This is a genomic window from Pseudomonas capeferrum, from assembly GCF_013523055.1.
Classification (GTDB): domain Bacteria; phylum Pseudomonadota; class Gammaproteobacteria; order Pseudomonadales; family Pseudomonadaceae; genus Aquipseudomonas; species Aquipseudomonas capeferrum_A.
In genome coordinates, this window is sequence record NZ_JAAMQM010000005.1 from 71474 (window position 1) to 98244 (window position 26771).

The 26771-nt window shown below is 62.2% G+C and carries 24 protein-coding genes; 19 read left to right on the top strand and 5 right to left on the bottom strand.

Features of this window, described 5'->3' with window-relative positions; all coding sequences use genetic code 11:
- The first annotated feature begins 738 nt into the window (after nucleotides 1–738).
- The 11 genes from G7009_RS07290 (at nucleotide 739) to G7009_RS07340 (ending at nucleotide 13016) form a co-directional block, all read left to right on the top strand.
- Nucleotides 739–1827: an efflux RND transporter periplasmic adaptor subunit gene (locus G7009_RS07290; RefSeq protein ID WP_181129241.1), complete on the top strand. Its 1089-nt coding sequence runs from the start codon at nucleotides 739–741 to the stop codon at nucleotides 1825–1827.
- Nucleotides 1824–2894: an efflux RND transporter periplasmic adaptor subunit gene (locus G7009_RS07295; protein ID WP_181129242.1), complete on the top strand. Its 1071-nt coding sequence runs from the start codon at nucleotides 1824–1826 to the stop codon at nucleotides 2892–2894. The genes G7009_RS07290 and G7009_RS07295 overlap by 4 nt, the downstream gene beginning before the upstream one ends.
- Complete coding sequence (locus tag G7009_RS07300) at nucleotides 2891–5956, top strand: efflux RND transporter permease subunit (RefSeq protein WP_181129243.1); 3066 nt, start codon at nucleotides 2891–2893, stop codon at nucleotides 5954–5956. The genes G7009_RS07295 and G7009_RS07300 overlap by 4 nt, the downstream gene beginning before the upstream one ends.
- Nucleotides 5957–6196: 240 nt before the next feature.
- Entirely contained in the window at nucleotides 6197–6379 is a 183-nt protein-coding gene (gene oscA, locus G7009_RS07305; RefSeq protein WP_016712582.1) for a sulfur starvation response protein OscA, read from the top strand.
- 224 nt (nucleotides 6380–6603) lie between these two features.
- Nucleotides 6604–7611: a sulfate ABC transporter substrate-binding protein gene (locus tag G7009_RS07310; protein ID WP_181129244.1), complete on the top strand. Its 1008-nt coding sequence runs from the start codon at nucleotides 6604–6606 to the stop codon at nucleotides 7609–7611.
- An 88-nt stretch (nucleotides 7612–7699) separates the two neighbouring features.
- Complete coding sequence (cysT, locus tag G7009_RS07315; protein ID WP_181129245.1) at nucleotides 7700–8518, top strand: sulfate ABC transporter permease subunit CysT; 819 nt, start codon at nucleotides 7700–7702, stop codon at nucleotides 8516–8518.
- A gap of 13 nt (nucleotides 8519–8531) precedes the next feature.
- Nucleotides 8532–9404 (top strand): sulfate ABC transporter permease subunit CysW, encoded by an 873-nt coding sequence (gene cysW / locus G7009_RS07320; protein WP_181129246.1) that lies wholly within the window; start codon nucleotides 8532–8534, stop codon nucleotides 9402–9404.
- A gap of 3 nt (nucleotides 9405–9407) precedes the next feature.
- Nucleotides 9408–10397, top strand: a complete 990-nt coding sequence (locus tag G7009_RS07325; RefSeq protein ID WP_181129247.1) for a sulfate/molybdate ABC transporter ATP-binding protein — start codon at nucleotides 9408–9410, stop codon at nucleotides 10395–10397.
- Between the two features lie 178 nt (nucleotides 10398–10575).
- Nucleotides 10576–11157, top strand: a complete 582-nt coding sequence (locus G7009_RS07330) for an alpha/beta hydrolase (RefSeq protein WP_181129248.1) — start codon at nucleotides 10576–10578, stop codon at nucleotides 11155–11157.
- A 65-nt stretch (nucleotides 11158–11222) separates the two neighbouring features.
- A complete protein-coding gene (locus tag G7009_RS07335) occupies nucleotides 11223–12044 on the top strand; it encodes a sigma 54-interacting transcriptional regulator (protein ID WP_181129249.1) in 822 nt (273 codons plus the stop codon).
- Nucleotides 12045–12230: 186 nt separating this feature from the next.
- Complete coding sequence (locus G7009_RS07340; protein ID WP_181129250.1) at nucleotides 12231–13016, top strand: MetQ/NlpA family ABC transporter substrate-binding protein; 786 nt, start codon at nucleotides 12231–12233, stop codon at nucleotides 13014–13016.
- Between the two features lie 135 nt (nucleotides 13017–13151).
- On the opposite strand, the gene G7009_RS07345 is transcribed toward G7009_RS07340, so the two are convergent.
- Nucleotides 13152–15518, bottom strand: coding sequence for a penicillin acylase family protein (locus tag G7009_RS07345; protein ID WP_181129251.1), 2367 nt, complete (start codon nucleotides 15516–15518; stop codon nucleotides 13152–13154).
- 85 nt (nucleotides 15519–15603) lie between these two features.
- Here G7009_RS07345 and G7009_RS07350 point away from each other — a divergent pair, with 85 nt between their 5' ends.
- Nucleotides 15604–16170, top strand: coding sequence for a sugar O-acetyltransferase (locus G7009_RS07350; RefSeq protein ID WP_181129252.1), 567 nt, complete (start codon nucleotides 15604–15606; stop codon nucleotides 16168–16170).
- On the opposite strand, the gene G7009_RS07355 is transcribed toward G7009_RS07350, so the two are convergent.
- Nucleotides 16149–16718 (bottom strand): DUF6436 domain-containing protein, encoded by a 570-nt coding sequence (locus tag G7009_RS07355; RefSeq protein WP_181129253.1) that lies wholly within the window; start codon nucleotides 16716–16718, stop codon nucleotides 16149–16151. The genes G7009_RS07350 and G7009_RS07355 overlap by 22 nt on opposite strands.
- A gap of 108 nt (nucleotides 16719–16826) precedes the next feature.
- Here G7009_RS07355 and G7009_RS07360 point away from each other — a divergent pair, with 108 nt between their 5' ends.
- The gene (locus tag G7009_RS07360) at nucleotides 16827–17753 is read left to right on the top strand and encodes an alpha/beta hydrolase (protein ID WP_181129254.1); all 927 of its coding nucleotides are present in this window, start codon (nucleotides 16827–16829) and stop codon (nucleotides 17751–17753) included.
- On the opposite strand, the gene G7009_RS07365 is transcribed toward G7009_RS07360, so the two are convergent.
- The gene (locus G7009_RS07365; RefSeq protein WP_181129255.1) at nucleotides 17754–18506 is read right to left on the bottom strand and encodes a DUF2059 domain-containing protein; all 753 of its coding nucleotides are present in this window, start codon (nucleotides 18504–18506) and stop codon (nucleotides 17754–17756) included.
- A 114-nt stretch (nucleotides 18507–18620) separates the two neighbouring features.
- On the opposite strand from G7009_RS07365, the gene G7009_RS07370 reads away from it, so the two are divergent.
- Nucleotides 18621–19253: a 2OG-Fe(II) oxygenase gene (locus tag G7009_RS07370; protein ID WP_181129500.1), complete on the top strand. Its 633-nt coding sequence runs from the start codon at nucleotides 18621–18623 to the stop codon at nucleotides 19251–19253.
- A complete protein-coding gene (locus tag G7009_RS07375; protein ID WP_181129256.1) occupies nucleotides 19240–19746 on the top strand; it encodes a DUF523 domain-containing protein in 507 nt (168 codons plus the stop codon). The genes G7009_RS07370 and G7009_RS07375 overlap by 14 nt, the downstream gene beginning before the upstream one ends.
- A 64-nt stretch (nucleotides 19747–19810) precedes the next feature.
- On the opposite strand, the gene G7009_RS07380 is transcribed toward G7009_RS07375, so the two are convergent.
- The gene (locus G7009_RS07380) at nucleotides 19811–20311 is read right to left on the bottom strand and encodes a transporter substrate-binding domain-containing protein (protein WP_181129257.1); all 501 of its coding nucleotides are present in this window, start codon (nucleotides 20309–20311) and stop codon (nucleotides 19811–19813) included.
- 852 nt (nucleotides 20312–21163) lie between these two features.
- Entirely contained in the window at nucleotides 21164–22393 is a 1230-nt protein-coding gene (serA, locus tag G7009_RS07385; protein ID WP_181129258.1) for a phosphoglycerate dehydrogenase, read from the bottom strand.
- Between the two features lie 172 nt (nucleotides 22394–22565).
- Between serA and G7009_RS07390 the strand changes: the two genes are divergently transcribed.
- The 4 genes from G7009_RS07390 to G7009_RS07405 all read left to right on the top strand — a co-directional run bounded on the left by G7009_RS07390 (nucleotide 22566) and on the right by G7009_RS07405 (nucleotide 26740).
- On the top strand, nucleotides 22566–23963 hold the full coding sequence (locus G7009_RS07390) for an FAD-binding oxidoreductase (RefSeq protein ID WP_181129259.1): 1398 nt from the start codon (nucleotides 22566–22568) through the stop codon (nucleotides 23961–23963).
- Nucleotides 23964–23992: 29 nt separating this feature from the next.
- On the top strand, nucleotides 23993–24658 hold the full coding sequence (locus tag G7009_RS07395) for a fumarylacetoacetate hydrolase family protein (protein WP_181129260.1): 666 nt from the start codon (nucleotides 23993–23995) through the stop codon (nucleotides 24656–24658).
- Nucleotides 24659–24812: 154 nt separating this feature from the next.
- Nucleotides 24813–25739, top strand: coding sequence for an SdiA-regulated domain-containing protein (locus tag G7009_RS07400; protein WP_181129261.1), 927 nt, complete (start codon nucleotides 24813–24815; stop codon nucleotides 25737–25739).
- Between the two features lie 89 nt (nucleotides 25740–25828).
- Nucleotides 25829–26740, top strand: coding sequence for an SdiA-regulated domain-containing protein (locus G7009_RS07405; RefSeq protein ID WP_181129262.1), 912 nt, complete (start codon nucleotides 25829–25831; stop codon nucleotides 26738–26740).
- The last annotated feature ends 31 nt before the right edge of the window (nucleotides 26741–26771 follow it).

Genomic DNA, 26771 nt, shown 5'->3' on the forward strand with positions numbered 1-26771 from the left:
TGGTGAGCGGGCTTGCCCCGCGATCGAGGCCGAAGGCCTCGCCTGGCCACCGGTATGCGGTGTAGCGAAGACAAGCGCTTGGTGGTGAGTGGGCTTATCCCGCGATCGAGGCCGAAGGCCTCGCCTGGCAACGGTATGTGGTGTAGCGAAGACAAGCACTTGGTGGCGAGCGGGCTTGCCCCGCGATCGAGGCCGAAGGACTCGCCTGGCAACCGGTATGCGGTGTAGCGAAGACAAGCACTTGGTGGTGAGCGGGCTTGCCCCGCGATCGAGGCCGAAGGACTCGCCTGGCAACCGGTATGCGGTGTAGCGAAGACAAGCACTTGGTGGTGAGCGGGCTTGCCCCGCGATCGAGGCCGAAGGCCTCGCCTGGCCACCGGTATGCGATGTAGCGAAGACAAGCACTCAGTGGCGAGCGGGCTTGCCCCGCGATCGAGGCCGAAGGCCTCGCCTGGCAACGGTATGCGGTGTAGCGAAGACAAGCACTCAGTGGCGAGCGGGCTTGTCCCGCGATCGAGGCCGAAGGCCTCGCCTGGCAATACAGGATGACCAAACGACTCGATAGTCGTGGAAGCCACAGAGCCAGCCCAATACCGACAACCCCACGGCCACCGCGCTTTTGTGCCAAATACAGCGCTGCAAACGCCTCCGCACCCTGTATCGCTCCCCTCTACGGAACCCTCATCCTCGCTTTCAGGTCGCATCCCTCATTACCACTGTCACAAGCAAGGAGCCTGCATGACGGTAGTGCGTCCATCGATGGTCGTTTGCCTGGGGCTTCTGGCCGTGCTGTCAGGCTGCGAAAAGGAAGTAGCCAGCCCGCAACTGCCCAGGGTAGAGGTGTTGCGTGTCGAGTCTCGCGACTTTGCCGCAGAAGTGACACTGACCGGCGATATACAGGCACGTGTACAGACCGACCTGTCGTTCCGCGTGGGTGGCAAGATCATCTCCCGTGAGGTCGATGTCGGTGACCATGTCAAAGCTCGCCAGGTGCTGGCGCGGCTCGATCCCAAGGACCTGCAGAACAATGTCGACTCGGCCAAGGCCGCGGTGTTCGCCGAGCAGGCGCGGGTCAGCCAGACGAGCGCGGCCTTTGTGCGGCAGCAGAAGCTGCTCCCCAAGGGCTATACCAGCCGCAGCGAATACGACTCGGCGCAAGCCGCGCTGCGCGGTAGCCAGAGCGCCCTGAAGGCGGCGCAGGCACAATTGGCCAGTGCCCGGGAACAATTGAGCTACACCGCGCTGGTGTCCGAGGCAGACGGGGTGATCACGGCGCGACAGGCCGAAGTGGGCCAGGTCGTGCAGGCGACCATGCCGATCTTCACCCTGGCACGCGATGGCGAGCGCGACGCGGTGTTCAATGTCTACGAGTCCCTGCTCGGGGCTCCGCGCAGCGACAGGCAAGTGATGGTCAGCCTGCTCGACAACCCTAAGGTCCAGGCCCAGGGCCGAGTGCGGGAAATCACGCCCACGGTCTCGGCCGAAAGCGGCACGGTGCAGGTGAAGGTAGCCTTGCAGGATGTCCCCGCCGCCATGCAGCTGGGCTCGCCGGTGACGGCTACGGCAAATGCCGAAGGCCACCCGAGTATCGAGCTGCCCTGGTCGGCGTTGACCAAGGCATTGCACGAGCCGGCGGTGTGGATCGTGGGCGAGGGCGACAAGGTCGAATTGCGCAAGGTCCAGGTCTCGCGCTACCTGACGGGCAAGATCGTGGTAAGCGAGGGTCTGCAAGGCGGCGAGGAGGTGGTGGTCTCCGGCGGGCAGCTGCTGCATCCCGGCATGCACGTGGAAAAAGTGACCGGCAACAGCGGCGGGGGTGCGCTATGAAGCGCCTGATGCTTGTACTCGCCGCCAGTGTGCTGCTGGCGGGCTGCGGCGGTGATGAAGAAAAGCCGAAGCCGGTGCGACCCGTGCTGTCGATGACAGTCGAGCCGCAGATGGAATCGCAGCTTGGTCGTTTTGCCGGCAGTATTCAGGCTCGCTACGAAAGCACCCTGGGTTTCCGGGTCTCCGGGCGCATCGCTCGGCGCTGGGTGGATGTTGGCGACCGGGTGAAGGCCGGCGATACCTTGGCCACCCTCGATCCGACCGATCAGCAGAACCAGCTGCGCGCCGCCGAGGGCGACCTTGCCAGGATCCAGGCCCAATGGATCAACGCCCAGGCCAACGCACGTCGCCAGCAGCAGCTGTATGACCGTGGTGTCGGGGCCCAGGCCGGGCTGGACATCGCCCAGACCGACCTAAAGACCACTGGCGCATCCCTCGAACAGGCACGTGCCGCCGTCAGTCAGGCCCGAGACCAGCTGGGTTACAGCGAACTGCACAGCGATCATCCGGCGATCGTCACCGCCTGGCAGGCCGAGGCAGGGCAGACGGTAGGCGCTGGCGAGGCGGTCGTTACCTTGGCTCGACCGGATATCAAGGAGGCGGTGATCGATCTGCCCACTGGCGTGGCCGAACGGCTGACACCCGAGCTGACCTTCACCGTGGCCTCGCAACTGGATTCCCGTATCAGTACCACGGCAACCTTGCGCGAGCTGGAGCCTCAGGCCGACGCCGCCACCCGCACCCGGCGCGCGCGCCTGACGCTGGCCACCACGCCCGATGCCTTCCATCTGGGGACGGCGATCAGTGTCACCCTGACCTCCGCCGTCTCGCCGCGCTTCCAGTTGCCGCTGACCGCGTTGCTGGCGCGTGACGGCAAGACGCAGGTATGGGTGGTCGATACACAACAGAAAACCGTGGCGACCCGTGACGTGACCCTGATCGAACGGACAGCCGACAGCATCATCCTCGCCTCGGGCGTGCAACCCGGCGAGCGGGTGGTCACGGCCGGAGTGAACAGCCTCGAGCAGGGGCAGAAGGTCATCGTCGACGAGGAAGACCCACGATGAAAGGAAGCTTCAACCTCTCGGACTGGGCGCTCAAGCACCAATCCTTCGTCTGGTACCTGATGTTCGTCGGTCTGTTGATGGGCGTGATCTCCTACATGAACCTAGGGCGCGAGGAGGACCCGTCCTTCACCATCAAGACCATGGTCATCCAGACTCGCTGGCCGGGCGCGACCCAGGATGAAACGCTTTACCAGGTGACCGATCGCATCGAGAAGAAGCTCGAGGAACTCGACTCGCTCGACTACGTGAAAAGCTACACGCGTCCGGGCGAGTCCACGGTCTTCGTCTACCTGCGCGACACGACCCAGGCCGAGGACATCCCGCAGATCTGGTATCAGGTGCGCAAGAAGATCGAGGATATCCGCGGCGATTTCCCCCAAGGCCTCCAGGGCCCAGGGTTCAATGACGAGTTCGGCGATGTGTTCGGCTCGATCTACGCCTTTACCGCTGACGGCCTGACCTTGCGCCAGCTGCGCGACTACGTCGAACAGGTGCGTGCCGAGCTGCGCGAGGTCCCCAACCTGGGCAAGGTGGAAATGATCGGCCTGCAGGACGAGGTGCTTTACCTTAATTTCTCGACCCGCAAGCTGGCTGCCCTGGGTATCGACCAGCGGCAGGTCCTGCAGGCGTTGCAGTCACAGAACGCGGTGACACCGGCAGGCGTGATCGAAGCAGGTCCCGAGCGCATCACAGTACGCACCACGGGGCAGTTCAGCTCGGAAAAAGACCTGGAGGCCGTCAACCTGCGCATCAACGACCGGTTCTTCCGACTGGCCGATATTGCCAGGATCGAGCGCGGCTATGCCGATCCTCCCGCGCCGATGTTCCGCTACAACGGCCAGACCGCGCTCGGCCTGGCGATCGGCATGAAGAAGGGCGGCAACATCCAGGAGTTCGGTGGTCAGCTCAAGGCGAAGATGGACAGCATCATCGGCGAGCTGCCGGTCGGTGTCGGCGTGCATACCGTATCCGATCAGGCTGTCGTGGTAGAGAAGGCGGTGGGCGGTTTTACCAGCGCGCTGTTCGAAGCCGTGGTGATCGTCCTGTTGGTGAGTTTCGTCAGTCTGGGCTTTCGCGCCGGTCTGGTGGTGGCCTGCTCGATCCCGCTGGTGTTGGCCATGGTCTTCGTGTTCATGGAATACAGCGGCATCACCATGCAGCGGATTTCCCTGGGCGCGCTGATCATCGCCCTCGGGCTGCTGGTGGACGATGCCATGATCACCGTGGAAATGATGGTCACGCGGCTGGAGATGGGCGAGAGCAAGGAGCAGGCCGCGACATTCGCCTACACCTCCACCGCGTTCCCGATGCTGACCGGTACCCTGGTGACGGTGGCCGGCTTTGTGCCTATCGGACTCAACGCCAGTTCCGCCGGCGAGTACACCTTCACGCTGTTCGCGGTCATTGCCGTGGCCTTGCTGGTGTCCTGGGTGGTCGCGGTGTTCTTCGCGCCGGTACTGGGCGTGCATCTTCTCAGCAGCAAGGTCAAGGCTCACGATGAAGGCCCAGGCCGGATAGGCCGTGCCTTCGAGAGCAGCCTGCAATGGTGCATGCGCCATCGCTGGCTGACCATCATCGGTACCGTCCTGCTGTTTGCCCTGGCGGTATTCAGCATGCGCTTCGTACAGAACCAGTTCTTCCCCTCGTCCGACCGGCCGGAAATCCTGGTCGACCTTAACCTGCCGCAGAATGCCTCGATCGAAGAGACACGCAAAGTGGTCGACCGCCTGGAGGCGACACTCAAGGATGACCCGGACATCGAGCACTGGAGCACCTATATCGGCCAGGGCGCGGTGCGCTTCTACCTGCCGCTCGATCAGCAGCTGCAGAACCCGTACTACGCCCAGTTGATCGTGGTCAGCAAAGGCCTGGAGTCGCGCGGCGAGTTGATCGGTCGCTTGAAGGAGCGGCTGCGCAAGGACTTCGTCGGTATCGGCATCAACGTGCAGTCGCTGGAAATGGGCCCGCCGGTCGGGCGACCGATCCAGTACCGGGTCAGCGGCAAGGACATCGACCAGGTGCGCAAGCATGCCACCGAGCTGGCCACCCTGCTCGATGGCAACCCGAACATCGGCGAGATGATCTACGACTGGAACGAGCCCGGAAAGGTCCTGCGGGTCGAGATCGCCCAGGACAAGGCGCGCCAGCTCGGGCTGTCGTCCGAAGACGTCGCCAACGTGATGAACAGCATCGTCAGCGGCTCGCCGGTAACCCAGGTTAACGACAATATCTACCTGGTCAACGTGGTCGCGCGCGCCGAGGACAGCGAGCGCGGCTCGCCCGAGACGCTGCAGAACCTGCAGATCGTCAGCCCGAGCGGAGCGTCCATTCCGCTACTGGCCTTCGCCACCTTGCGCTATGAGCTGGAGCAGCCTCTGGTGTGGCGCCGCGACCGCAAGCCGACCATCACCATCAAGGCCTCGGTCAACGGCGACACGCAGTCCACCGACCTGGTGGCCCAGCTCAAGCCCAAGATCGAGGAGTTCGCCGGCAAGTTGCCAGTGGGCTATGAAGTCGCGACCGGCGGTACGGTGGAGGAGAGCGGCAAGGCCCAGGGGCCGATCGCCAAGGTGCTTCCGCTGATGCTGTTCCTCATGGCCACCTTCCTGATGATCCAGCTGCACAGCGTGCAGAAGATGTTCCTGGTGGCCAGCGTGGCGCCGCTGGGGCTCATCGGGGTCGTCGTGGCGCTGATTCCCACGGGCACTCCCATGGGCTTCGTGGCGATCCTCGGGATCCTGGCGCTGATCGGTATCATCATCCGCAACTCGGTGATCCTGGTGACCCAGATCGACGCGTTCGAGGCGCAGGGGTATTCCCCATGGGATTCGGTGATGGAGGCGACCAATCATCGTCGGCGTCCGATCCTGCTGACAGCCGCCGCGGCCAGCCTGGGCATGATCCCCATCGCCCGCGAGGTGTTCTGGGGCCCCATGGCTTACGCGATGATCGGCGGGATCATCAGCGCCACGCTCCTGACCCTGCTGTTCCTCCCAGCGCTGTATGTCGCCTGGTACAAGATTCGCGAGCCGGAAGGCGATGCGCGGGAAGCTCGGTCCTGAGAGCAGGTGATCGCATTGCCAGGTTCCCGAGCCGTCTACGGGCTTGGGATCAGGCAGTGTCGATGGCGCTTGAGGATGGGATGGTCAGGGGGCCATCCCTGGCTTTTTTCTTATACAACAAAAAGATATATAAACATTCTTAAACATTATTTTTAAGAATATACAAGTCTCATTAATATCCCCTCACGCCAGGCGCAAACCTTCCTGCTTGCGCGACCCCTCATTCACAGGAGAACGGACATGAGCGCATCTCTGCGTAGTATCGATGGACAGGACGAAGCCACCATTCTGCGTGAGATTCAAAGCGCATTGCGCGATCTCCGCTTCGGCGCGGTGGAGATCACGGTGCACAACGCCCAGGTCGTGCAGATCGAACGCAAGGAGAAGTTTCGTCTGCAGCAGCCTGGGAACAAGGCTGGCTGAGAGGCTGACGTTGTCCATCTGAATCTTGTAGCGCTCGGACTGGCCTCATCGCGGGGCGAGCCCGCTCACCCCCGGTATGCGGTGCAACGAAGGCACATTCTCGGTGGCGAGCGGGCTCGTCCCGCGATAAGGCCGGTGCAGCCAACAAAAACTTAACCGAATGCCACAGCTCTGAGACTCACCCTCTTCCAACTAGAAAAAAATCTGCCATCGGGAGCTTCACCATGTCCATCCGCCGTTATGCGCTCGCCGCTCTGGCCAGTGCCGTCTTTGCCGGTTCCGCCATCGCCAAGGACTACGAATTGCTGAACGTGTCGTACGATCCGACCCGTGAGCTGTACCAGCAGTACAACGCCGAATTCATCAAGCACTGGCAAACCAGCCACCCCGATGACAAGGTGAAGATCCAGCAATCGCACGGCGGTTCGGGCAAACAGGGCCGCGCGGTCATCGATGGCCTGCGCGCCGACGTGGTCACCCTGGCCCTGGCCGGTGACATCGACGAGGTCGCCAAGCTCGGCAAGACCCTGCCCGAGGACTGGCAGAAGCGTCTCCCGGACGCCAGCACGCCTTACACCTCGACCATCGTGTTCCTGGTACGCAAGGGCAATCCCAAGCAGATCAAGGATTGGGGCGACCTGATCAAGCAGGACGTCTCGGTCATCACCCCGAATCCGAAGACCTCCGGCGGCGCGCGCTGGAACTTCCTGGCGGCCTGGGCTTATGGACTCAAGACCGGCGGCAGCGAAGAAAAGGCCAAGGACTATGTGCAGCAGCTGTTCAAGCATGTCCCGGTGCTGGATACCGGCGCCCGTGGCTCGACCATCACCTTCGTCAACAACGGCCAGGGCGATGTCCTGCTGGCCTGGGAAAACGAAGCCTTCCTCGCCTTGAAGGAAGACGGCGGCAACGACAAGTTCGAGATCGTCGTGCCGTCGCTGTCGATCCTCGCCGAGCCGCCGGTGGCCGTGGTCGACAAGAATGCCGAAAAGAAGGGCAACACCGAGATCGCTACCGAGTACCTCAAGCATCTGTACAGCCCGGCCGCGCAGAAGATCGCCGCCGAGAACTTCTACCGTCCGCGTGACGAGAAGGTCGCCGCCGAATTCGGCAAGCAGTTCCCGACACTCGACCTGGTGACCATCGACAAGGACTTCGGCGGATGGAAAACTGCGCAACCCAAGTTCTTTAATGATGGTGGCGTGTTCGACCAGATCTACACACCCCAGTGAAGCCGTGCATTACCTAGGCAACACCCTTCAGTAGCCTGCAACGGCCCGGGACGCGTCCCGGGCTTCGTGCGTTCAACCAGGGACCTTTATGTCACGTCGTATTTCCCCCGTCATACCCGGCTTCGGGCTGACATTAGGCTACACCTTGGTGTACCTCAGCCTGATCGTGCTGATTCCGCTGGCGGCCATGTTCGTGCATGCCGCGCAGCTCACCTGGGAGCAGTTCTGGAACATCATCAGCGCGCCACGGGTGCTCGCCGCCCTCAAGCTGAGTTTCGGTACCGCCCTGTTCGCCGCGCTCATCAACGGTGTGATCGGTACCTTGCTGGCCTGGGTGCTGGTGCGCTACACCTTCCCGGGGCGCAAGATCATCGATGCCATGATCGATCTGCCGTTCGCCCTGCCTACCGCGGTGGCCGGCATTGCCCTGACCGCGCTGTATGCGCCAGCGGGCTGGGTCGGTCAGTTCGCCACCGACCTGGGTTTCAAGATCGCCTACACGCCGCTGGGCATTACCCTGGCGCTGACCTTCGTCACTTTGCCGTTCGTGGTGCGTACCGTGCAGCCGGTGCTGGCGGATATCCCTCGTGAAGTCGAGGAGGCCGCCGCCTGCCTGGGGGCCAAGCCGCTGCAAGTGTTCCGCCATGTGCTGGCGCCGGCGTTGCTGCCGGCCTGGCTGACCGGCTTCGCCCTGGCCTTCGCCCGCGGTGTCGGCGAGTATGGTTCGGTGATCTTCATCGCCGGCAACATGCCGATGAAGACCGAGATCCTGCCGTTGCTGATCATGGTCAAGCTCGACCAATACGACTACACCGGCGCCACCGCCATCGGCGTGCTGATGCTGGTGGTTTCCTTCATCCTGCTGCTGCTGATCAACTTGCTGCAGCGGCGTATCGAAACCCCTTGAAGGAGTCCGGGTCATGTCTTCCTCATCCTTGAACGCGGCGGCCGCAGTCAACGCCGCCCGACGTGGCAGCGCCACTTCTCGCCGCGTATTGATCGCCCTGGCATGGTTGGTGTTCGCGCTGTTCCTGCTGCTGCCCCTGGTCATCGTGGTTTCCCAGGCCCTGAAAATGGGCGTGGGCACCTTCTTCGAGGCGATTTTCGAGGCCGATGCCTTGGCCGCCTTGAAGTTGACCCTGCTGGCCGTGGCCATCTCGGTGCCGCTGAACCTGCTATTCGGCGTCTGCGCCGCCTGGTGTGTCAGCAAATACGATTTCCGCGGCAAGAGCATCCTGGTCACGCTGATCGACCTGCCGTTCTCGGTCTCCCCGGTCATCGCCGGCCTGGTCTACATCTTGATGTTCGGCGCCCAGGGCCTGCTGGGGCCGTGGTTGCAGGATCGAGATATCCAGATCGTCTTCGCGCTGCCGGGTATCGTCCTGGCGACCATCTTCGTCACCGTGCCTTTCGTCGCGCGCGAACTGATCCCGCTGATGCAGGAGCAGGGCACCCAGGAAGAGGAAGCCGCGCGCCTGCTGGGCGCCAATGGCTGGCAGATGTTCTGGCACGTCACGGTCCCCAACATCAAATGGGGTCTGATCTACGGCGTGGTGCTCTGCACGGCCCGGGCCATGGGCGAGTTCGGTGCGGTATCGGTCGTGTCCGGGCATATCCGCGGGGTCACCAATACCTTGCCGCTGCACGTCGAAATCCTCTACAACGAGTACAACCATGTCGCGGCCTTCAGCGTGGCCAGCCTGTTGCTGATCCTTGCGCTGTTCATCCTGCTGCTCAAGCAGTGGAGCGAATCCCGAATCAACCGTCTGCGCAACGCCGCGGCGGAGGAATAATTCATGTCGATCGAAGTTCGTAGCGTCAGCAAGCGATTCAATACCTTCCAGGCCCTGAACGGCATCAATCTGGATATCCAGAGCGGCGAGCTGGTGGCCTTGCTCGGTCCGTCCGGCTGCGGCAAGACCACGCTGCTGCGCATCATCGCCGGCCTGGAAACGCCTGATCAGGGCAGCATCGTGTTTCACGGCGAGGATGTGTCCGGCCACGATGTGCGCGATCGCAATGTCGGTTTCGTGTTCCAGCACTATGCGCTGTTCCGACACATGAGCGTGTTCGACAACGTCGCCTTCGGCCTGCGCATGAAACCCAAGGGCGAGCGTCCGAACGAAACCCAGATCGCCGCCAAGGTCCATGAGCTGCTGAACATGGTCCAGCTCGACTGGCTCGCCGATCGCTACCCGGAGCAGCTGTCCGGTGGGCAGCGTCAACGTATCGCCCTGGCACGCGCGCTGGCGGTGGAACCCAAGGTGCTGTTGCTGGACGAACCGTTCGGCGCGCTCGATGCCAAGGTGCGCAAGGAACTGCGCCGCTGGCTGGCTCGGTTGCACGAGGATATCAACCTGACCTCGGTGTTCGTTACACACGATCAGGAGGAAGCCATGGAGGTTGCCGATCGCATCGTGGTGATGAACAAAGGGGTGATCGAGCAGATCGGCTCGCCCGGCGAGGTGTACGAGCAGCCAGCCAACGACTTCGTCTATCACTTCCTGGGCGACTCCAATCGTCTGAGCCTGAGCGAAGACCAGCATGTGCTGTTCCGTCCGCATGAAGTGTCGTTGTCGCGCCATGAAATAGAAGGCCATCATGCCGCGCAGGTGCGTGATATTCGCCCATTGGGCGCGACGACCCGAGTGACGCTGAAAGTCGAGGGGCAGAGCGATCTGATCGAGGCCGAGGTGGTCAAGGACCATGACAGCCTCACCGGCCTGGCGCGAGGCGAGACGCTGTTCTTCAAGCCGAAGGTCTGGCAAAAGATCAAGGACTTCTAGATCACCAGGTCCCACATGCCGCCGCCGTCTCGAGCGGCGGTTTTGCGTCTGGTCTGGCATCTATACGGTAAGCACATATATAGCTTTAAGATATTAATAAATATCTTCTTATTCCTTTACGAATATAACTGCCTCCTTATACTGGCCCTGAAGTATGCAAACCTCAGGAGGCGTCCCCATGCGCAATGAGACCATTCGTTACCTGATTGTGCCGGGTTGGCAAGGATCGCCAGACAACCATTGGCAAAGTCACTGGCAGCGCACCCTGCCGAACGGTGCGCGAGTAGAGCAGCACGACTGGCTGACGCCTCAGCGCGAGGATTGGGTGCAGGCGCTCGATCAGGCCATCGACGCCGATCGATCGCCAGTGATCCTGATCGCTCACAGCCTGGGGTGCATCACGGTCGCCCACTGGGCCCGGCAGGCCGATCCTGTGCTGTTGCGTCGTGTCCGTGGCGCATTGCTGGTAGCGCCGGCCGATGTCGAACGGCCGAACTGCTCGCCTGTCTTGCGCAACTTCGCGCCCATTCCGCTGCAGGCATTGCCGTTTCCCAGCCAGGTGGTGAGCTCCGATAACGATCAGGCCATCAACGTGCCGCGCGCGCTGTACCTGGCCCAGAGCTGGGGAGCTGACGTAGGGCTGCTGGCCAATGCCGGGCACATCAACGTCAAGTCCGGGCATGAGCGCTGGGAGCAAGGCTTCGCTTATCTCTACCGTCTGCAGGGCCGTATCGAGCAGCGAGCCCTGCGCCGCGCCTGAACCGGTCGTTCCGCCATCCGTATGCATAGACGCCTGGGCCGACGATGGCCGGGCGGGAGTTCGTCATGAGTTACCAAGCGACCTTCGGTCAGCCTTTGCTGACCTTCCCTGAACTGGACAAGAGTCCGTTGAGCATCCGCGCCAAGGCTCTGGTGTTCGTCGATCCTCGCTCGCAGCAACTGCGCCAGGCTCTCGAGCATCTGGCACCGCAACTTGTGCCGGTGCTGATTCGCGGCGAGACCGGTACCGGCAAGGAGTTGCTGGCGCGGCAGATCCATCGCGCCAGTGACCGCGCGGGGCTGTTCGTCTCGGTGAACTGTGCCGCCATCAGCCCCACTTACGCCGATGCCGAGCTGTTTGGTTACAGTGCCGGTACGCAGGGTGGCACGGCGAGTAGCCGCGCCGGGTGGTTCGGTTCGGCCAATGGCGGCACTCTGTATCTGGACGAGATCGCCGATCTGCCCTTGCGCATTCAGGGCAAGTTGCTGGCCGCGCTGGAAAATCGCGAGGTGACCCGCGTCGGCGCCAGCCAGCCGCAGCCTGTGGATGTGCGATTGGTAGCGGCGTCCAGTATCGATCTGGCCCTGGTGGTGAGTGCCGGACGTTTCAATGAGCGTTTGTATCACTATCTGCGCGAAGGTGGGCTCTATCTGCCGGCCCTGCGCGAGCGGGTAGGCGACATACTGCCTTTGGCCGAATACTTCGTCGGGATCTATAGCGCACGTCTTGATCGACCGGTTCCGCTGATCAGCCTGGACGCGCAACGGGCCTTGGAAGTCTACAAATGGCCTGGCAATACCCGAGAGTTGGAAAACGTCATACATTTTGCCTTGCTGGTGAGCACCGGAGAGGAGATCCAGTTGGAGCATTTGAGCCTTGGCGTATGAGACATCCCGCGAAGCTTGTCCAACAGCTGGAAATATCGCTGTAAACCTAACTTTTATGCATAAGTGGCTAATCAAAAGATATTGTTCCAGCATAAAAAATCCCGGTATCGTCCGCCTACGCCACCGCCATCGGTTGGCACCTTACTCCGCCATCCTGCGATGGCATGCTCGATATCAAGGATCATCATGAAAAAAGCGCTGTTGATGACTGCTCTGGCCGCTGCTCTATCGGTTGCCGGTTTTACCCAGGCGGCCGAAAAGCTGGTAGTGGCTGCAACGCCCGTACCCCATGCCGAGATCCTTGAGCTGATCAAGCCGACCTTGGCCAAGGAAGGTATCGACCTGCAGATCAAGGTCTTCACCGACTATGTTCAGCCGAACGTGCAGGTCGACCAGAAGCGCCTGGACGCCAACTACTTCCAGACCCTTCCGTACCTGAAGAGCTTCAACGAAGGCAAGGGGACCCACCTGGAAACCGTGGTCGGCGTCCACGTCGAACCTTTCGGTGGCTATTCCAAGAAGGTGAAAAGCCTGGACGAACTCAAGGATGGCGCGACCGTGGCCATTCCCAACGAGGGTAGCAACAGTGGCCGCGCGCTGATCCTGCTGCAGAAGGCCGGCCTGATCACCTTGAAGGATCCGAAGAACGCCCTGGCCACGCCGAAAGACATCGCCGAGAACCCGAAGAACCTGAAGTTCCGCGAGCTCGAGTCGGCCATGCTGCCGCGTGTGCTGGATCAGGTCGACCTGGACATGATCAACACCAACTACGCCCTGGAAGCGGGTCTCAACCCGGCCAAGGATGCCCTGGTGATCGAAGGCAGCGACTCGCCTTACGTGAACTTCCTCGTCGCCCGACCTGACAACAAGGACAGCGAAGCGATCCAGAAACTGGCCAAGGCGCTGACCAGCCCGGAAGTGAAAGCCTTCATCGAGAAGAAATACAGCGGCGCGGTACTGCCGGCGTTCTGATTCGCGGTAACTGCCTGATGTGATGAACGCCGACGCCTTTGCGTCGGCGTTTTCGTGATGGCTGGTTGAAGGCTTGAGCGCCATCCTTGCAGGAGCCGCTCAAGGATCGCCTTGATCAAGCGGGGAGCTCGCCAACTACCTCGGCACCAGCTGCAACACGCCCTGTGACGATGCCCCGCCCATGCCCACCTCCCTGTAACGTCCCTCGATGTAATCCTCGGCCTGGTCGGCATAGTGACTGTCGAACAGCACGCCGCTTTGTCCGACCGGGTTGATGGTCAAGGACCGCTCAGGATCGGCGAAGTCGATCAGGCGACGCGTCGAAGGGCCGTAGGTGACCGGCCACGGCGCGGGACCGATCTTCGCAGACAGGTTGTTCGGTGCTTCGTGGGTGCCGGGCGCGGCGAAGGGGCCGATGTTGAACAGCAGGTTCAGAGGCTTCCTGAGCCCCAGCGGGTGGTTGTGGGTGAGCGTATGTGCCTTGCCCCACTGCCATGCGGAGGGCGCGTCACCGAGAGTGGCGCGTAGATGGGCAAGGCTGCGCCGCCAGGCCTGGCGCACGACCTGAGTACGATCGCTGTGTTCACTGCCGCCATGTCGGTGCCACCAGGGCGACTCGGCATCCGCCGCCAGGCGTGGCAGTGCGGCGTCGATGGCGCGGGTGCCGAGGAGCACCGGGAACCAGGTATCACCCAGTTCATCGTGCAAGGCGCCATGGGCCAGTTCGTAAAGGAATTGGTTGAACAGCGTAGCGGCGGTCGAGTCCAGCGGATAATCGCCCCGCCAGGCCGCCAGTCGAGTCACCAGTTCCTGTTCCTCGTCGCCTTCGGCAATGCTGCGCAGGATAGGCAACAGCGGCGCCAGGGTTCGTGGGCCGTAATCGCTGCGGGTCTCCAGTTGCAGGGCCTGACTGTTGCGAAGGTCCCAGCGCACCTCGGGGTCGGCCAGGTGTCGATCGAGCTGGCGACCTCGGTCCGCCAGGTTGTAGTAACCGGGTACGGGCACGGCAGCGGGCGGCTGGAAGTTGGCGGAGACGATATAGCCGCGAGGTGGATTTTCCTGTTGCGGGTTGGCACTGAAAGGCCGGAAACCGAGCTTGTCCGCCTGTGCGCCACTGCCATCGAGGATGAACGCCGGGTCGACGCCCTGCGCGCGAATCGGCAGGCGCGCCGCCGCCCACCAACCGATATCGCCCTGGGCGTTGGCCCACACCAGGTTGAGTCCTGGCGCATGGATATGCGCGGCGGCCTCGCGCATCCTCGTCAGCGTCTGCGCCCGATTGAGCTGGTAGAACCCTTCGAGTATGGGGTTTTCGGACTCCAGGAATGCCCACCACAACGCGATCGGTGTAGTGCCTGCCGTATCGCCAAGCACATCGTTGACGATCGGGCCATGGGGCGAGCGGCGTAGGGCCAGCTTCACCGATGCCTCGTCCTTCACCGCGATCCGTTGCTCGACGACCTCCAGGGCATGCCATTGGCCCTCGATCAGGACCTGATCGGGGTGCGCCGGGTCGACACGCTCGGCGATCAGGTCGACGTCATCGTTCTGGAACATGGTCAGGCTCCAGCCGAACTCCCGGTTGTTGCCCAGCAAGGCAAAGGGATTGAGTGCCTGGTGATAGCCATGGAGATGGAAGCCCGGTGCCGACAGCTCGGCCTCGTACCAGACCGCCGGCACGGCGAAGCTGATATGAGGGTCCCCGGCCAGCAAGGGTTTGCCGCTGGCGGTTCGATTGCCGGCGACGACCCAGGCATTGCTGCCTTCGAACTGGGGTATGGCAGCGGCGTCCAGTGCCGTTTCGCTGAGCCGGGCCAGGTGCTCGAGGCTGCGCCAGTCCTTGCCGCTCAGGGCGGGAGCGGCATGCAGGGCCCCCTCGGGCTGCCAGTCGAGGTCGAAGATGGCCAGGTACTCGGCGCCCAGCTGGTCGCGGATATAGGTCAGCGCGGGATCGGTGCGGAATCCCGCGGCGAAGCTGTAGGCCAGGTAGCCGGCGATGCTCAGGGTGTCCTGGGCAGTGAAAGGCCGACGTGGGATGCCCAGTACATCGAACTCGATGGGGCTTGGATGGCTGTCCTGCCAGTCATTGACGCCTTGCAGATAGGCTTGCAGCGCCAGCCAGGCAGGCGCCTGGCGGTCCTGGCGCCGGACCATGAGCTCGGCCTGTTCGCGGATCCGCAGGCTGCGGAACAGGATGTCGGTGGGCAGCAGCTGCTTGCCCAGCACCTCGGCCAGCTCGCCCCGCGCCAGACGACGCATGATCTCCATCTGGAACAGACGGTCCTGGGCGTGCACATAGCCCAGGGCGCGGTACATGTCTGGCTCGTTTAGCGCCTGTATGTGCGGGACGCCCCGCGCGTCGTAGCGGATGCTCACCGCGGCCTGCAAGCCCGCCAGGGCCACCTCGCCTTCGCGCTGTGGCTGCTTGCCTTGCACGTACCAGTAGCCTGTGCCAGCGGCCAGAGCCAGGGCGATGGCCAGGAAAGACAGCATGCGTTTCATCATCACTCCTTGTGCATTCGGACGCGAACCGTGGTCCGATCCTCACCGGGTTCGCGAACTCAGAATAGTCTCGGAAGGAGTGATCATGTCCCTCAGCGAAAAACAGAAGATGCTCAGTGGCCAGCTCTATCACGCAGGTTGTCCGGAGCTGCAGGCGGACGAGTTGGCCAACCGCCACTGGATGCAACGCTACAATGCCAGTGCCGACCTGCCCACGGCGCAGCGACATGAACTGTTGAGCGAGCATTTCGCCACGGTAGGCGAGGGCACGGTGATCCGCTCGCCGTTCCACTGCGACTACGGCTGGAACATCAGCATCGGTGCCAATACCTTCATCAACTTCAACTGCGTGATCCTCGACGTACTGCCCGTGCGCATCGGCGATGACTGCCAGATCGCACCCTCGGTACAGATCTACACCGCCGACCATCCCATGGACCCCGAAGTGCGGCGTACCGGCCTGGAAAGCGGGCGGCCGGTGACCATCGGCAACAACGTGTGGATCGGGGGAGGAGCGATCATCCTGCCGGGCGTCACCATCGGCGACAACGCGGTAGTGGGCGCCGGCAGCGTGGTGACGCGGGATGTGCCGGCGGGGGCGGTGGTGGTGGGCAACCCGGCGCGGGTGCGTCAGTCGGCCCAAGTGCAATAACACCCCAGCGCCAGGGTATTGGACGCGCGTACCTGGCGCCCCTGGATGAGCGCCTCGAGAATCGGCTCGACGAAACTGTTGCCCGAATTGCACACGGCACCTTCGCTGTAGGGACCAAGGTAGGCCAGCTTGCCATCACGGTCCCAGATGGCGACAGCTGGACTGGCGGGTACCTGCTCATCGCCAAGAAGCCCGTCCAGCGGCTGGAGGGCGCTCAGGTTGGCAGGCAACTGTCCGTGGCTTCCTCGCTTGCGGACTACATGAAAGGTCACGCCCTTGTCGGCGAATCGCTCGATCAGTTCGCTCAGGTGCTGCTGGTTACCGACGTTGCAAGGGCAGGCCGGATCCCAGAAGTGCACGACGCGAACGGGGCCGGGGCCGGCGAGCTCGGGTGGCAAGCGCAGGGTGTCGCCGGCGAAGAGTTGCGCCTGATTGTCGAAGGGTCGTAGATAGCGGTCCTGGAAACCGACATACGCCCACCAGAGAAGAGCGGCGCAGAGCAGTGACAGCAAGACAGTGATCCATCGGCGGGCTGAGCGATCTGGCATGGCAGGTCCATCGAACGGTGAGTGCAGCTCGGTGCAAGGCCGCCCAGCTTGCCATGACGCGACCGACAGCTGAATATCGCAGATCGACAATCGCTTTGGACGGCTTCGATGCCTGTGACCTTCCACCCAGACCTGCTGCGCGCCAGCCTGCCCGCGCTGGCGGCGCGTCAGCTGCCTTGCCCTCAGTCCTGTGCCTACCAGCGTTACTATGGCCTCGACCTGCCGGGCGAAAGCTGGATGGGCGGCTTGGCGATCGCCGATTTCGACCTGGTGGGTCAGGTCTGGTTACCGCCTCGACCCGTGGCGACGCTGTTCGTGATGCACGGTTTCTACGATCACATGGGTCTTTACCGGCATGTGATCGAATGGGGGCTGGAACAGGGCTATGCGGTGATCAGCTGTGATCTGCCGGGGCATGGACTGTCCAGTGGTGCGCGGGCCAGCATCGATGATTTCGACGTGTACCAGCAGGTCCTGCAGGCCTTGTTCGAACAGGCGCGGCTGCTGGCGCTGCCTCATCCCTGGCATCTCTGCGGACAGAGCACCGGCGGCGCGATCCTGATCGATCACCTGCTGCACCAGGGCGAGCGTAGCCCGGCGGATGGGGAGGTGATCCTGCTGGCGCCGCTGGTCAGGCCGCGGGCGTGGCACTGGTCCAGGCTCAGCTATGGCGTGCTGCGACATTTCGTCGACGGTATCGAGCGGCGCTTTACCGAGAACAGCAACGATCCGGCTTTCCTGCCATTCCTCGAGGCCGATCCGTTGCAACCGCGGCGACTGCCGACGGCCTGGGTCGGCGCGCTGGTGGCTTGGGTCAAGCGCATCGAGGCAGCGCCAACGAGCCAACGGCGGCCGTTGATCATACAAGGGCAGGCGGATGGCACGGTGGACTGGCCCTATAACCTCAAGGTACTGCAAGCGAAGTTCGCCGAACCGCGCATCCTGCTGTTGCCCGAGGCTCGGCATCACCTGGCGAACGAGTTGCCTGACATCCGCTGGCGTTACTTCGATTTCATCGGCCAGCACCTGCGCTGATCAGCGCAGGTCATTGGCACTCTGGCCGACCGCCAATCCCGCCCGGATCGCCGCCAGGGCAGCCTCGTAGTAGACCTTGCCATCGCTCGACTCGGCGAACGTGGCGAACTCTTCGAGTTCCGCATCGGACAGATCGCGATAGACGTAGAGCAGGGTGTTGCTCAGGTCGTCACCGATCTGCTGCATCAGGCGCTGGCGCTGGCCTTCCAGCATTCCTTGCGCCTGACCGCCGCCGAACAGACCGGGAATCATCGAGCTGAGGCTGTCGGCGGCGACACCGGCGATGGCCAGGCTTACCTCGGCACCCGCCTCGCGGGCGGGCAGCGCCTGGGCCAGGTGGCCGATGACCAGTAGCCGGTTGTCGCTGGCCTGGATCTTCGGCAGGCCCTGGGCGTTCTTGGCCAACTGGTCCTTGCGCGTGGCGAGCAACTCGGCGGCAACCACCTTGCGCCCCACGGGCGACTGGAAGAAGCTCAACGCGGGGGAGGGGTTCGGCAACTTCGCGCGCAATTGCGCCTGGGCACGGCGATCCATCGCCTCGGCCTGGAAGCGTTGGTTGCTGTTATTGATCAGGGCCTGATAGACCGCGGGCGGCAGGCTGCTGCGATAGCGCTGCTGCGCGGCACTGACCGCGTCGGTGAAGTGGGCGCGCTGGTCCGGCCAGCCCGCGGCTCGATAGAGCTGGTCGAGACTGTCTGCCCAGACAGGCATGGTGCAGATCATCATCAGCAGCAAGGAAAACAAACGGCGCATTCAGGACTCCTGTCGGCAGGTCGCTATTGTCCGTGGCGCGGCTGGCCTTTGTCGAGACGCCTGTGCATCATCTCAGCCAGGCGGCGCTGTCGGTTTTCAAGGCTAATGGATACTATGCGCGGCATGCACATCTCTCCTGATCACCCATCGCTGTCCCTGATTGTCGATGACCTGGCCACCCGTGGCTGGTCGCAACAGCAATTGGTCTTGCCCGACGGCCTGGTCCAGGCCCTGGCGGACGAATGCCGCCTGCGTGCCGCGCAAGGCGAGCTGAGCCCTGCCGGCGTGGGCCGTGGCGCCGCCCAGGAGGTGCGCGAGAATGTCCGGGGCGATCGCATCCAGTGGCTGGAACAGGGCGAATCCGAAACCTGCGACCTCTATCTCGAGATCATGGACAGCCTGCGACTGTCGCTCAATCGCGGCCTGTTCCTGGGGCTGGAGGATTTCGAGTGCCACTTTGCCCTGTATCCGCCGGGTGCGTTCTATCGCCGACATGTCGACCGTTTTCGCGACGATGACCGGCGCATGGTATCGGCGATCATCTACCTCAACGAGGGGTGGGCGCCGGAGGAAGGCGGGCAGTTGCGCATGAGCCTGCCGGACGGCGTCGAGCACGACGTGCAACCTGAAGCAGGGTGCCTGGCGGTATTCCTGTCGGGCGACATTCCCCACGAAGTCTTGCCGGCACGTCGGGATCGCCTGTCCTTGACGGGCTGGTTTCGGCGCCGTGGCAATGATCCTTTCTGAGTACCCCAAGGTCCTGGTCAGCGCCTGCCTGCTGGGGCGGCCGGTGCGCTATGACGGGCGCGCCAGTGGCCATCCGGACCTGCTGCGGCGCTGGCAGGTCGAGGGGCGGGTGGTGGCGCTGTGTCCAGAGGTCGCTGGCGGCCTGCCTACGCCACGACCGCCCGCGGAGATTCCTGGCGGGCAGGGCCTTGCGGTGATCGAGGGAAAGGCGTGCGTGGTCACAGTCGATGGCGAGGATGTCAGCGAGGCTTTTCTGTGCGGCGCCAGGCAAGCCTTGGCGCTGGTGCGCCGACATGGCATCCGGGTGGCGATCCTCAAGTCCGGTAGCCCATCCTGCGGCAATCGCCTGACATATGACGGCAGCTTCAATGGCGTGAAAGTGCCCGGCGAAGGAGTGGCCGCCGCGATGTTGCGGCGCGAAGGCATTCAGGTCTTCAGCGAACTCGAACTGGAAGAGGCGCAGCGTGCGCTGATGAGCCTGGAATCCTTATGAAGCTCATGGCCTCGTCGCGGGTGGTCCGGCATTCCGGCAAGCCCGCGATGATGCCATCCAAACGCTAAGGTGCGAGTTGTTCTCCAGCGACCTGTTGCACCGGATTTTCCAGCCACTTGCGTTCCATGGCCGCCAGGCGACCGTCATCCATGATCCGCTGCAGCGCGTTGTTGAGCGCGCTTTCGAACGCCGGGTTGTCTTTCTGGAAAGGAATTACCAACGACTGTCGGCTGTAGGGATGGCTGGTGTCGAGCGGTGCCTGTGACGCCTGTTCAGCGTTGGACTGATTCAAGGCGATATCGTACTTGCCGTTTTCCACACCCGGCAGGAGCTCCTGGGCAGGGGTTTCGATGAATTCGGCACGCACATCCAGCTCTTGCGCCAGAGCCTGGCCCAGCTCGATTTCGAAGCCGGTCAGGTGCTCGTCCTTCTTGAAGGTGTAGGGGGGTGTATCCGCCAGAACGGCGATGCGCAGCTCCCCTCGGTCGTTGACTTCGTCGATCAGCTCGGCTTGAGCCCATGGGCTGATGAGGACGGCTAGTAGCAGGCCAGTGGTCAAACGCATGATTGCCCCTTCTTGTTCGGCAGATGAGTGGCACTTGCCGAGGCTTTTTTATCCCACGCTCCGGTCAAGCGAGGCTATGACCTCAAGTCCGTGCCGATGTTTGGGCTGGGACGCGATTTTTCTTGCTTCGACACTAGTCGCCGAAGGCGTAGTCGCACGTGTTCGTGCACATGATCTGAGGTATCAACGAAAAGGTCGGCGACGGCCTGATGCCAGTCAGCTAGAAAATATCATTTGATTCAAATGCTGGAGCTTGGCCTTCGGCTTCTGGAATCTTCTGTGAAGCTGACGGCCTCATCGCGGGACAAGCCCGTTCGCCACCGGGATTGTGTCTTGGCTACACCGCGCACCAGTAGCGAGTGGGCTTGCCCCGCGATTGAGGCCGTTAGCATCATGAAAAGCTCAAGAGCTGCCAAGCGAGCTTCAGCATTTGAAAATCGAACGCTTTTCTTGGCTGGCTGGCATTAGCCCGATGGCTGCCTTTTGTCTGTAGCTCATGGGAAAATCACCTTCGTCTACCTGAGATCACTTTCTACCACTGCTTTTTCCATGATGATGGTGCGCTCGGTAATCCTGAGCGTTCGTTGTTCGCAAAGCAGTGACCACTATCCGACTGATCGCGGGTGCATCCTCGCTGTTTGCGAGTCGTACCTGGCATTCCATGCTCATCACCGATTGAGTTGGGAATGAAGGCAATAGTGTGGGTCGGTTCCGGTGCCCGAGCGAGACGCATAAAAAAATCCGATGCCAGTTCAGGCATCGGATTTCGATTTCTTGCAGCCAAAGGTCAAGCGAGATGGCTCAACTGATCGGCCTCAGGCCATTGGCCTCCCTTCGCTGCGCAGTAACGGCTCAGAAAAGGACGCGGGAACGGATAGTGCCCTTCACGTGCTGCAGTTTTTCTTGGGCCAGATCCGAATACTCGGCGTCAACGTCGATGACCACGTAGCCCACTTTCTCGTCGGTCTGCAGGAACTGACCGGAGATGTTGATCCCGTTCTCGGCAAAGACCTTGTTGATCTCGCTGAGTACGCCAGGGATGTTTTCGTGAATGTGCAGCAGGCGGTGCTTGCCCGGGTGCGCCGGCAGGGCCACTTCCGGGAAGTTGACCGAGGATACCGAAGTACCGTTGTCGCTGTACTTGACCAGCTTCTCTGCCACTTCCAGGCCGATGTTGGCCTGGGCCTCGGCAGTGGAGCCGCCGATATGCGGGGTCAGGATGACGTTGTCGAGGCCGCGCAGCGGGCTTTCGAACTCTTCGTCGTTGGAGCGTGGCTCTACCGGGAAGACGTCGATGGCGGCGCCGATCAGGTGCTGGTCCTTGATGGCATTGGCCAGGTGATCGAGCTCGACCACGGTACCGCGCGCGGCGTTGATCAGGATCGCGCCTTTCTTCATCGCGCGGATTTCCTTCTCGCCGATCATCCACTGGGTGGAAGGCAGTTCGGGAACGTGCAGCGAGACGATATCGGCCAGGCCCAGCAGCTCGTTCAGGCTGCCGACCTGGGTGGCGTTGCCCAATGGCAGCTTGGTCAGCGTGTCATAGAAGTACACCTGCATGCCCAGGCTCTCGGCCAGCACGGACAGCTGCGTGCCGATGGAGCCGTAGCCGACGATGCCGAGCTTCTTGCCACGAATCTCGAAAGAATTGGCCGCGCTCTTGATCCAGCCGCCACGGTGGCAGGAGGCGTTCTTCTCCGGGATGCCGCGCAGCAGCAGAATGGCCTCGGCCAGTACCAGTTCGGCGACCGAACGGGTGTTGGAGTAAGGCGCGTTGAACACGGCGATACCGCGTTCGCGAGCGGCGTTCAGGTCGACCTGGTTGGTGCCGATGCAGAAGCAGCCGACGGCGACCAGCTTCTTCGCACAGCCGAAAACTTCATCGGTCAGCTGGGTGCGAGAGCGAATGCCGATGAAGTGGGCCTCGGCGATCTTTTCCTTCAGCTCGGCTTCCGGCAGGGAACCCTTGTGGTACTCGATGTTGGTGTACCCGGCAGCCTTGAGGGTATCCACTGCGTTCTGGTGGACGCCTTCGAGAAGAAGGAACCTGATCTTGCTCTTGTCGAGAGAAGTCTTGCTCATCTGCGTAAACCTGTGTCCCGGAGATATGAAATGGCAGGGAAGTGAAGCGGCGCGGCGTCGGCCTTAGCACGAACAGCGGGAGGGCCATGCTACCATACGCGACACAGACTGAGCTGTTCGAGACAGGTGAAGACTGCTCAGGGTGACTATGAATGGTTCGAGAGTTCAACCTATGACGCATGCTGCCGTACTTGATGAACTGGTGACGCTGGTCGACCCTGGCAAGCTGCTCACCGACCCGGCCTCTCTCGACGCCTATGGCAAGGATTGGACCCGCCAGTTCCCTCCCGCGCCCCTGGCCATTGTCTTCCCCAAGTCCGCCGAACAGCTGCAGGCCATCGTCCTCTGGGCCAACCGCCACCGCGTGGCGCTGGTGCCCTCGGGCGGGCGCACCGGCTTGTCCGCGGGCGCGGTGGCGGCCAATGGCGAGGTCGTGGTGTCCTTCGACTACATGAACCGCATCCTCGATTTCAATGCCTTCGATCGCACCGTCGTCTGCGAGCCGGGTGTCGTTACCCGGCAGTTGCAAGCGTTCGCCGAAGAGCATGGGCTCTACTACCCGGTCGACTTCGCATCCTCCGGTTCCAGCCAGATCGGCGGCAACATCGGCACCAATGCAGGTGGCATCAAGGTCATTCGCTATGGCATGACTCGCAATTGGGTTGCCGGCCTCAAGGTCGTCACCGGCAAGGGCGAGCTGCTGGAGCTCAACAAGAACCTGATCAAGAACGCCACCGGCTACGATCTACGCCAATTGTTCATCGGCGCCGAGGGCACGCTGGGCTTCGTGGTGGAAGCGACCATGCGCCTGGACCGCACGCCCCGCAATCTTACGGCCATGGTGCTGGGTACGCCGGATTTCGATTCGATCATGCCCGTGTTGCATGCATTCCAGGGCAAGCTGGACCTGACCGCGTTCGAATTCTTCTCCGACAAGGCCCTGGCCAAGGTGCTCGCGCGGGGCGATGTCCCCGCGCCCTTCGCGACCGATTGCCCCTTCTATGCGCTTCTGGAGTTCGAGGCCGTCAACGAGGAAGTGGCCGACACTGCCCTGGCGACCTTCGAGCAGTGCGTCGAGGAAGGCTGGGTGCTCGATGGCGTGATGAGCCAGAGCGAGACCCAGCTGCGCAATCTGTGGAAACTGCGGGAGTACATCTCTGAAACCATCTCGCACTGGACGCCGTACAAGAACGACATCTCGGTCACCGTTTCCAAGGTGCCGGCCTTTCTGCGGGAAATCGACGCCATCGTGGGCGAGCACTACCCGCACTTCGAGGTCGTCTGGTACGGCCATATCGGTGACGGCAACCTGCACCTGAACATCCTCAAGCCCGATGACCTGGACAAGGAGACGTTCTTCGCAACCTGCGCCAAGGTCAATCAATGGGTCTTCCAGATCGTCCAGCGCTACGACGGTTCGATCTCGGCCGAGCATGGCGTCGGCATGACCAAGCGCGATTACCTGGGCTATAGCCGTTCGCCCGAAGAGATTGCCTGCATGAAAGCGATCAAGGCGGTTTTCGATCCAAACGGCATCATGAATCCGGGTAAGATCTTCGCTCCCGATTGAAAGCAGAACCCAACGCGCAGGAGTCGGCAATGAGCTATCAGCATCAATACCTGGACGGTACCCGCATTCACTTTCCCCTGGGCAAGGTGGTGTGCATAGGCCGCAACTATGCCGAGCATGCCAGGGAGCTGGACAACCCCATTCCAACCGAGCCGCTGCTGTTCATCAAGCCGGGCAGTTGCGTGGTGCCGCTGACAGGTGGGTTCAAGATCCCGGTTGATCGTGGCGCCGTGCATTACGAAGCGGAAATCGCCGTGTTGCTGGGCAAGCCACTGTCGACTCACCCCACTGAAGAAGAAGTGCGCGACGCGATTTCCGGCTTCGCCCCGGCACTGGACCTGACCTTGCGCGATGTCCAGGCCAAGCTCAAGGAAAAGGGCCTGCCGTGGGAGCTGTCCAAGTGCTTCGACGGGGCGTGCGTGCTGCCACCGTTCGTCTCCGCCGGCTTCTTCGAGGAGCCGACCGACATCGGTATCCGCCTGACCATCAATGACGAGGTTCGCCAGGACGGCAACAGCGCGATGATGCTCAACCCTATCGTGCCGATCATCCAGCACATTGCCGCGCATTTCACCCTGCAGCCGGGCGATGTGATCCTGACCGGTACGCCTGCTGGCGTCGGCCCCCTGAACCCGGGCGATGAGCTGGTGCTCGAACTACCCGGCGCGAGCCGCTTCGAAGGCCGCGTACTCTGAAACGAGAATGATGACAGCCACGCACTGTCATCGTTCGATTTGCCGCCTGGCAGTTTTGCCGTTTTTTTCACACGCGATCCGGATAATGTGCCGGATGACTCTCCATGCCGCTGGCATGCGGTGAAATCGGCAAGACTTCAGGAAATCTCTGCTCATGGCTGTCTCTTCCAGTGCCTCCAACCCCCCTGCGCGCAAGTCGCGCGTGTTTCTGCGCTGGCCGACCTGGCTCGCCGCGGCAGTTATAGTCGGCTGTGGCGTCTCGATGGCCATGCACTGGGACGATCGTGGCCTGCTGTGGATCCAAGAGGGGCTGGAAAGCCATGCCGACAAGGTCGAGAGCGTCTGGCTGCCGGACTATCAGGTGGATATCGACGCCAAGGTGTTGCCGGGCATGGCGGACGATGAAGCCTCCGATGTGGCCTTCAGCCCGCAGACCCGCAGCCTGTTTGCCGTGATGGGCAAGAATCCGTTTCTGGTCGAGTTGAGCCTGGATGGCGATGTCTTGCGCAAGATACCGCTGGTGGGCTGGAACAACCCCGAAGGTGTCGCGGTACTCGAGGATGGGCAACTGGCGATCGTCGATGAGCGCAGCCACGACCTGACAGTGGTCAAGATCGACGCCGGCACGACTTCGCTCAATCGCGCCGATTTCCAGAGTCATGACCTGGGCGAGTCCGAAAACAGCAACAAGGGTTTCGAAGGTGTTGCCTGGGACCCTGCGCTTCAGCGCATCGTCATTGGTGAAGAGCGTCCGCCACGCCTCTTTGTCTGGAACCACGACGGACGTGGTCCGTTGACAGGCGTGAAGCAGGTATTGCCAGGCGCCGAGCTTGACCTGCGCAACCTGTCTGCCGTGGGCGTCGATCCTCGTACGGGGCATCTGCTGGTCCTGTCGGCGGACTCAAACATGCTCCTGGAGCTGGACGAGAAGGGTGAGCAGATCAGCTTCATGACGCTCCTGGGGGGCTTCAACGGCCTGCGCGACACCATACCAAGAGCCGAAGGGGTGGCCATGGATGACCAAGGCAACCTCTATATGGTCAGCGAACCGAACCTCTTCTACCGTTTTCGGAAAAACTGACTGCACTATCGGGTTTTCCAGATGATGGCATTAAGCTTTACTTCAGCTATCCGTGGTTAGATTGCCTATCCACAAGCCGAGTCCGTTCAATGCGTCATCGTCTGCTTCGCCTGCCTTTCGTTCTTGTTCCGTTTCTGTGCGCACTGCTGCTCGCCGGCGTCGTCGGGCAGGAATTTCGCCTGTTCGAGCGCGGATGGTTCAACCTCAAGACCTGGTGGAGCCCCGCCGAATACAGCATAGGGCTGGATCGCTATCGGGTGGTCGTCGAAAGGCAACCGGTCGAAGGGCTGGACGATGATATCTCGGCCCTGACCTACGATCCCGACCGCAAGACACTGTTCACCGTCACCAACGCACGCCCCGAGCTGATCGAACTGTCATTGGACGGACGTATTCTCAGGCGCGTGCCATTGATCGGCTTTGGTGATCCGGAAGCGGTGGAGTACGTCGGTCCCGATTCATTCGTCATCACTGACGAACGCCAGCAGCGTCTGATCCGCGTTCAACTGAAGGAGGACACTCAGGTTCTGAATGCCGGGGAGGCCGAACAACTCAGCCTGGGCATCGGCCTGAACGGTAACAAAGGCTTCGAAGGCCTGGCCTACGATTCGACGGGCAAGCGCCTGTTCGTGGCCAAGGAACGCGACCCCTTGCTGATCTACGAGGTGCATGGCTTTCCTCACGTGAACCCCGAGCAGCCTTACGCCGTGCATGTGGTGCAGGACAGCAAGCGCGACTCGCGGCTGTTCGTGCGTGATCTCTCCAGCTTGCAGTTCGACGAACGCAGCGGGCATCTGCTGGCGTTGTCGGACGAGTCGAGACTGGTCGTGGAACTGGATGTGAAAGGACGACCGCTGAGCACGCTTTCGCTGCTCAAGGGTTTCCACGGCCTGCGCAAGACCGTGCCGCAGGCGGAAGGGATTGCCATGGATGAAGCGGGCACGCTCTACCTGGTCAGTGAGCCGAATCTGTTCTATGTGTTCAGGCAACCGGTGGAGTGACCGGTTGCCTGGGGACGCCGAGGCGTCTGCG

Excerpts from the sequence above, each read along its gene's own strand:
- G7009_RS07290 (WP_181129241.1), top strand. The coding sequence starts at position 739 with ATGACGGTAGTGCGTCCATCGATGGTCGTTTGCCTGGGGCTTCTGGCC.
- G7009_RS07295 (WP_181129242.1), top strand. The coding sequence starts at position 1,824 with ATGAAGCGCCTGATGCTTGTACTCGCCGCCAGTGTGCTGCTGGCGGGC.
- G7009_RS07300 (WP_181129243.1), top strand. The coding sequence starts at position 2,891 with ATGAAAGGAAGCTTCAACCTCTCGGACTGGGCGCTCAAGCACCAATCC.
- oscA (WP_016712582.1), top strand. The coding sequence starts at position 6,197 with ATGAGCGCATCTCTGCGTAGTATCGATGGACAGGACGAAGCCACCATT.
- G7009_RS07310 (WP_181129244.1), top strand. The coding sequence starts at position 6,604 with ATGTCCATCCGCCGTTATGCGCTCGCCGCTCTGGCCAGTGCCGTCTTT.
- cysT (WP_181129245.1), top strand. The coding sequence starts at position 7,700 with ATGTCACGTCGTATTTCCCCCGTCATACCCGGCTTCGGGCTGACATTA.
- cysW (WP_181129246.1), top strand. The coding sequence starts at position 8,532 with ATGTCTTCCTCATCCTTGAACGCGGCGGCCGCAGTCAACGCCGCCCGA.
- G7009_RS07325 (WP_181129247.1), top strand. The coding sequence starts at position 9,408 with ATGTCGATCGAAGTTCGTAGCGTCAGCAAGCGATTCAATACCTTCCAG.
- G7009_RS07330 (WP_181129248.1), top strand. The coding sequence starts at position 10,576 with ATGCGCAATGAGACCATTCGTTACCTGATTGTGCCGGGTTGGCAAGGA.
- G7009_RS07335 (WP_181129249.1), top strand. The coding sequence starts at position 11,223 with ATGAGTTACCAAGCGACCTTCGGTCAGCCTTTGCTGACCTTCCCTGAA.
- G7009_RS07340 (WP_181129250.1), top strand. The coding sequence starts at position 12,231 with ATGAAAAAAGCGCTGTTGATGACTGCTCTGGCCGCTGCTCTATCGGTT.
- G7009_RS07345 (WP_181129251.1), bottom strand. The coding sequence starts at position 15,518 with ATGAAACGCATGCTGTCTTTCCTGGCCATCGCCCTGGCTCTGGCCGCT.
- G7009_RS07350 (WP_181129252.1), top strand. The coding sequence starts at position 15,604 with ATGTCCCTCAGCGAAAAACAGAAGATGCTCAGTGGCCAGCTCTATCAC.
- G7009_RS07355 (WP_181129253.1), bottom strand. The coding sequence starts at position 16,718 with ATGCCAGATCGCTCAGCCCGCCGATGGATCACTGTCTTGCTGTCACTG.
- G7009_RS07360 (WP_181129254.1), top strand. The coding sequence starts at position 16,827 with ATGCCTGTGACCTTCCACCCAGACCTGCTGCGCGCCAGCCTGCCCGCG.
- G7009_RS07365 (WP_181129255.1), bottom strand. The coding sequence starts at position 18,506 with ATGCGCCGTTTGTTTTCCTTGCTGCTGATGATGATCTGCACCATGCCT.
- G7009_RS07370 (WP_181129500.1), top strand. The coding sequence starts at position 18,621 with ATGCGCGGCATGCACATCTCTCCTGATCACCCATCGCTGTCCCTGATT.
- G7009_RS07375 (WP_181129256.1), top strand. The coding sequence starts at position 19,240 with ATGATCCTTTCTGAGTACCCCAAGGTCCTGGTCAGCGCCTGCCTGCTG.
- G7009_RS07380 (WP_181129257.1), bottom strand. The coding sequence starts at position 20,311 with ATGCGTTTGACCACTGGCCTGCTACTAGCCGTCCTCATCAGCCCATGG.
- serA (WP_181129258.1), bottom strand. The coding sequence starts at position 22,393 with ATGAGCAAGACTTCTCTCGACAAGAGCAAGATCAGGTTCCTTCTTCTC.
- G7009_RS07390 (WP_181129259.1), top strand. The coding sequence starts at position 22,566 with ATGACGCATGCTGCCGTACTTGATGAACTGGTGACGCTGGTCGACCCT.
- G7009_RS07395 (WP_181129260.1), top strand. The coding sequence starts at position 23,993 with ATGAGCTATCAGCATCAATACCTGGACGGTACCCGCATTCACTTTCCC.
- G7009_RS07400 (WP_181129261.1), top strand. The coding sequence starts at position 24,813 with ATGGCTGTCTCTTCCAGTGCCTCCAACCCCCCTGCGCGCAAGTCGCGC.
- G7009_RS07405 (WP_181129262.1), top strand. The coding sequence starts at position 25,829 with ATGCGTCATCGTCTGCTTCGCCTGCCTTTCGTTCTTGTTCCGTTTCTG.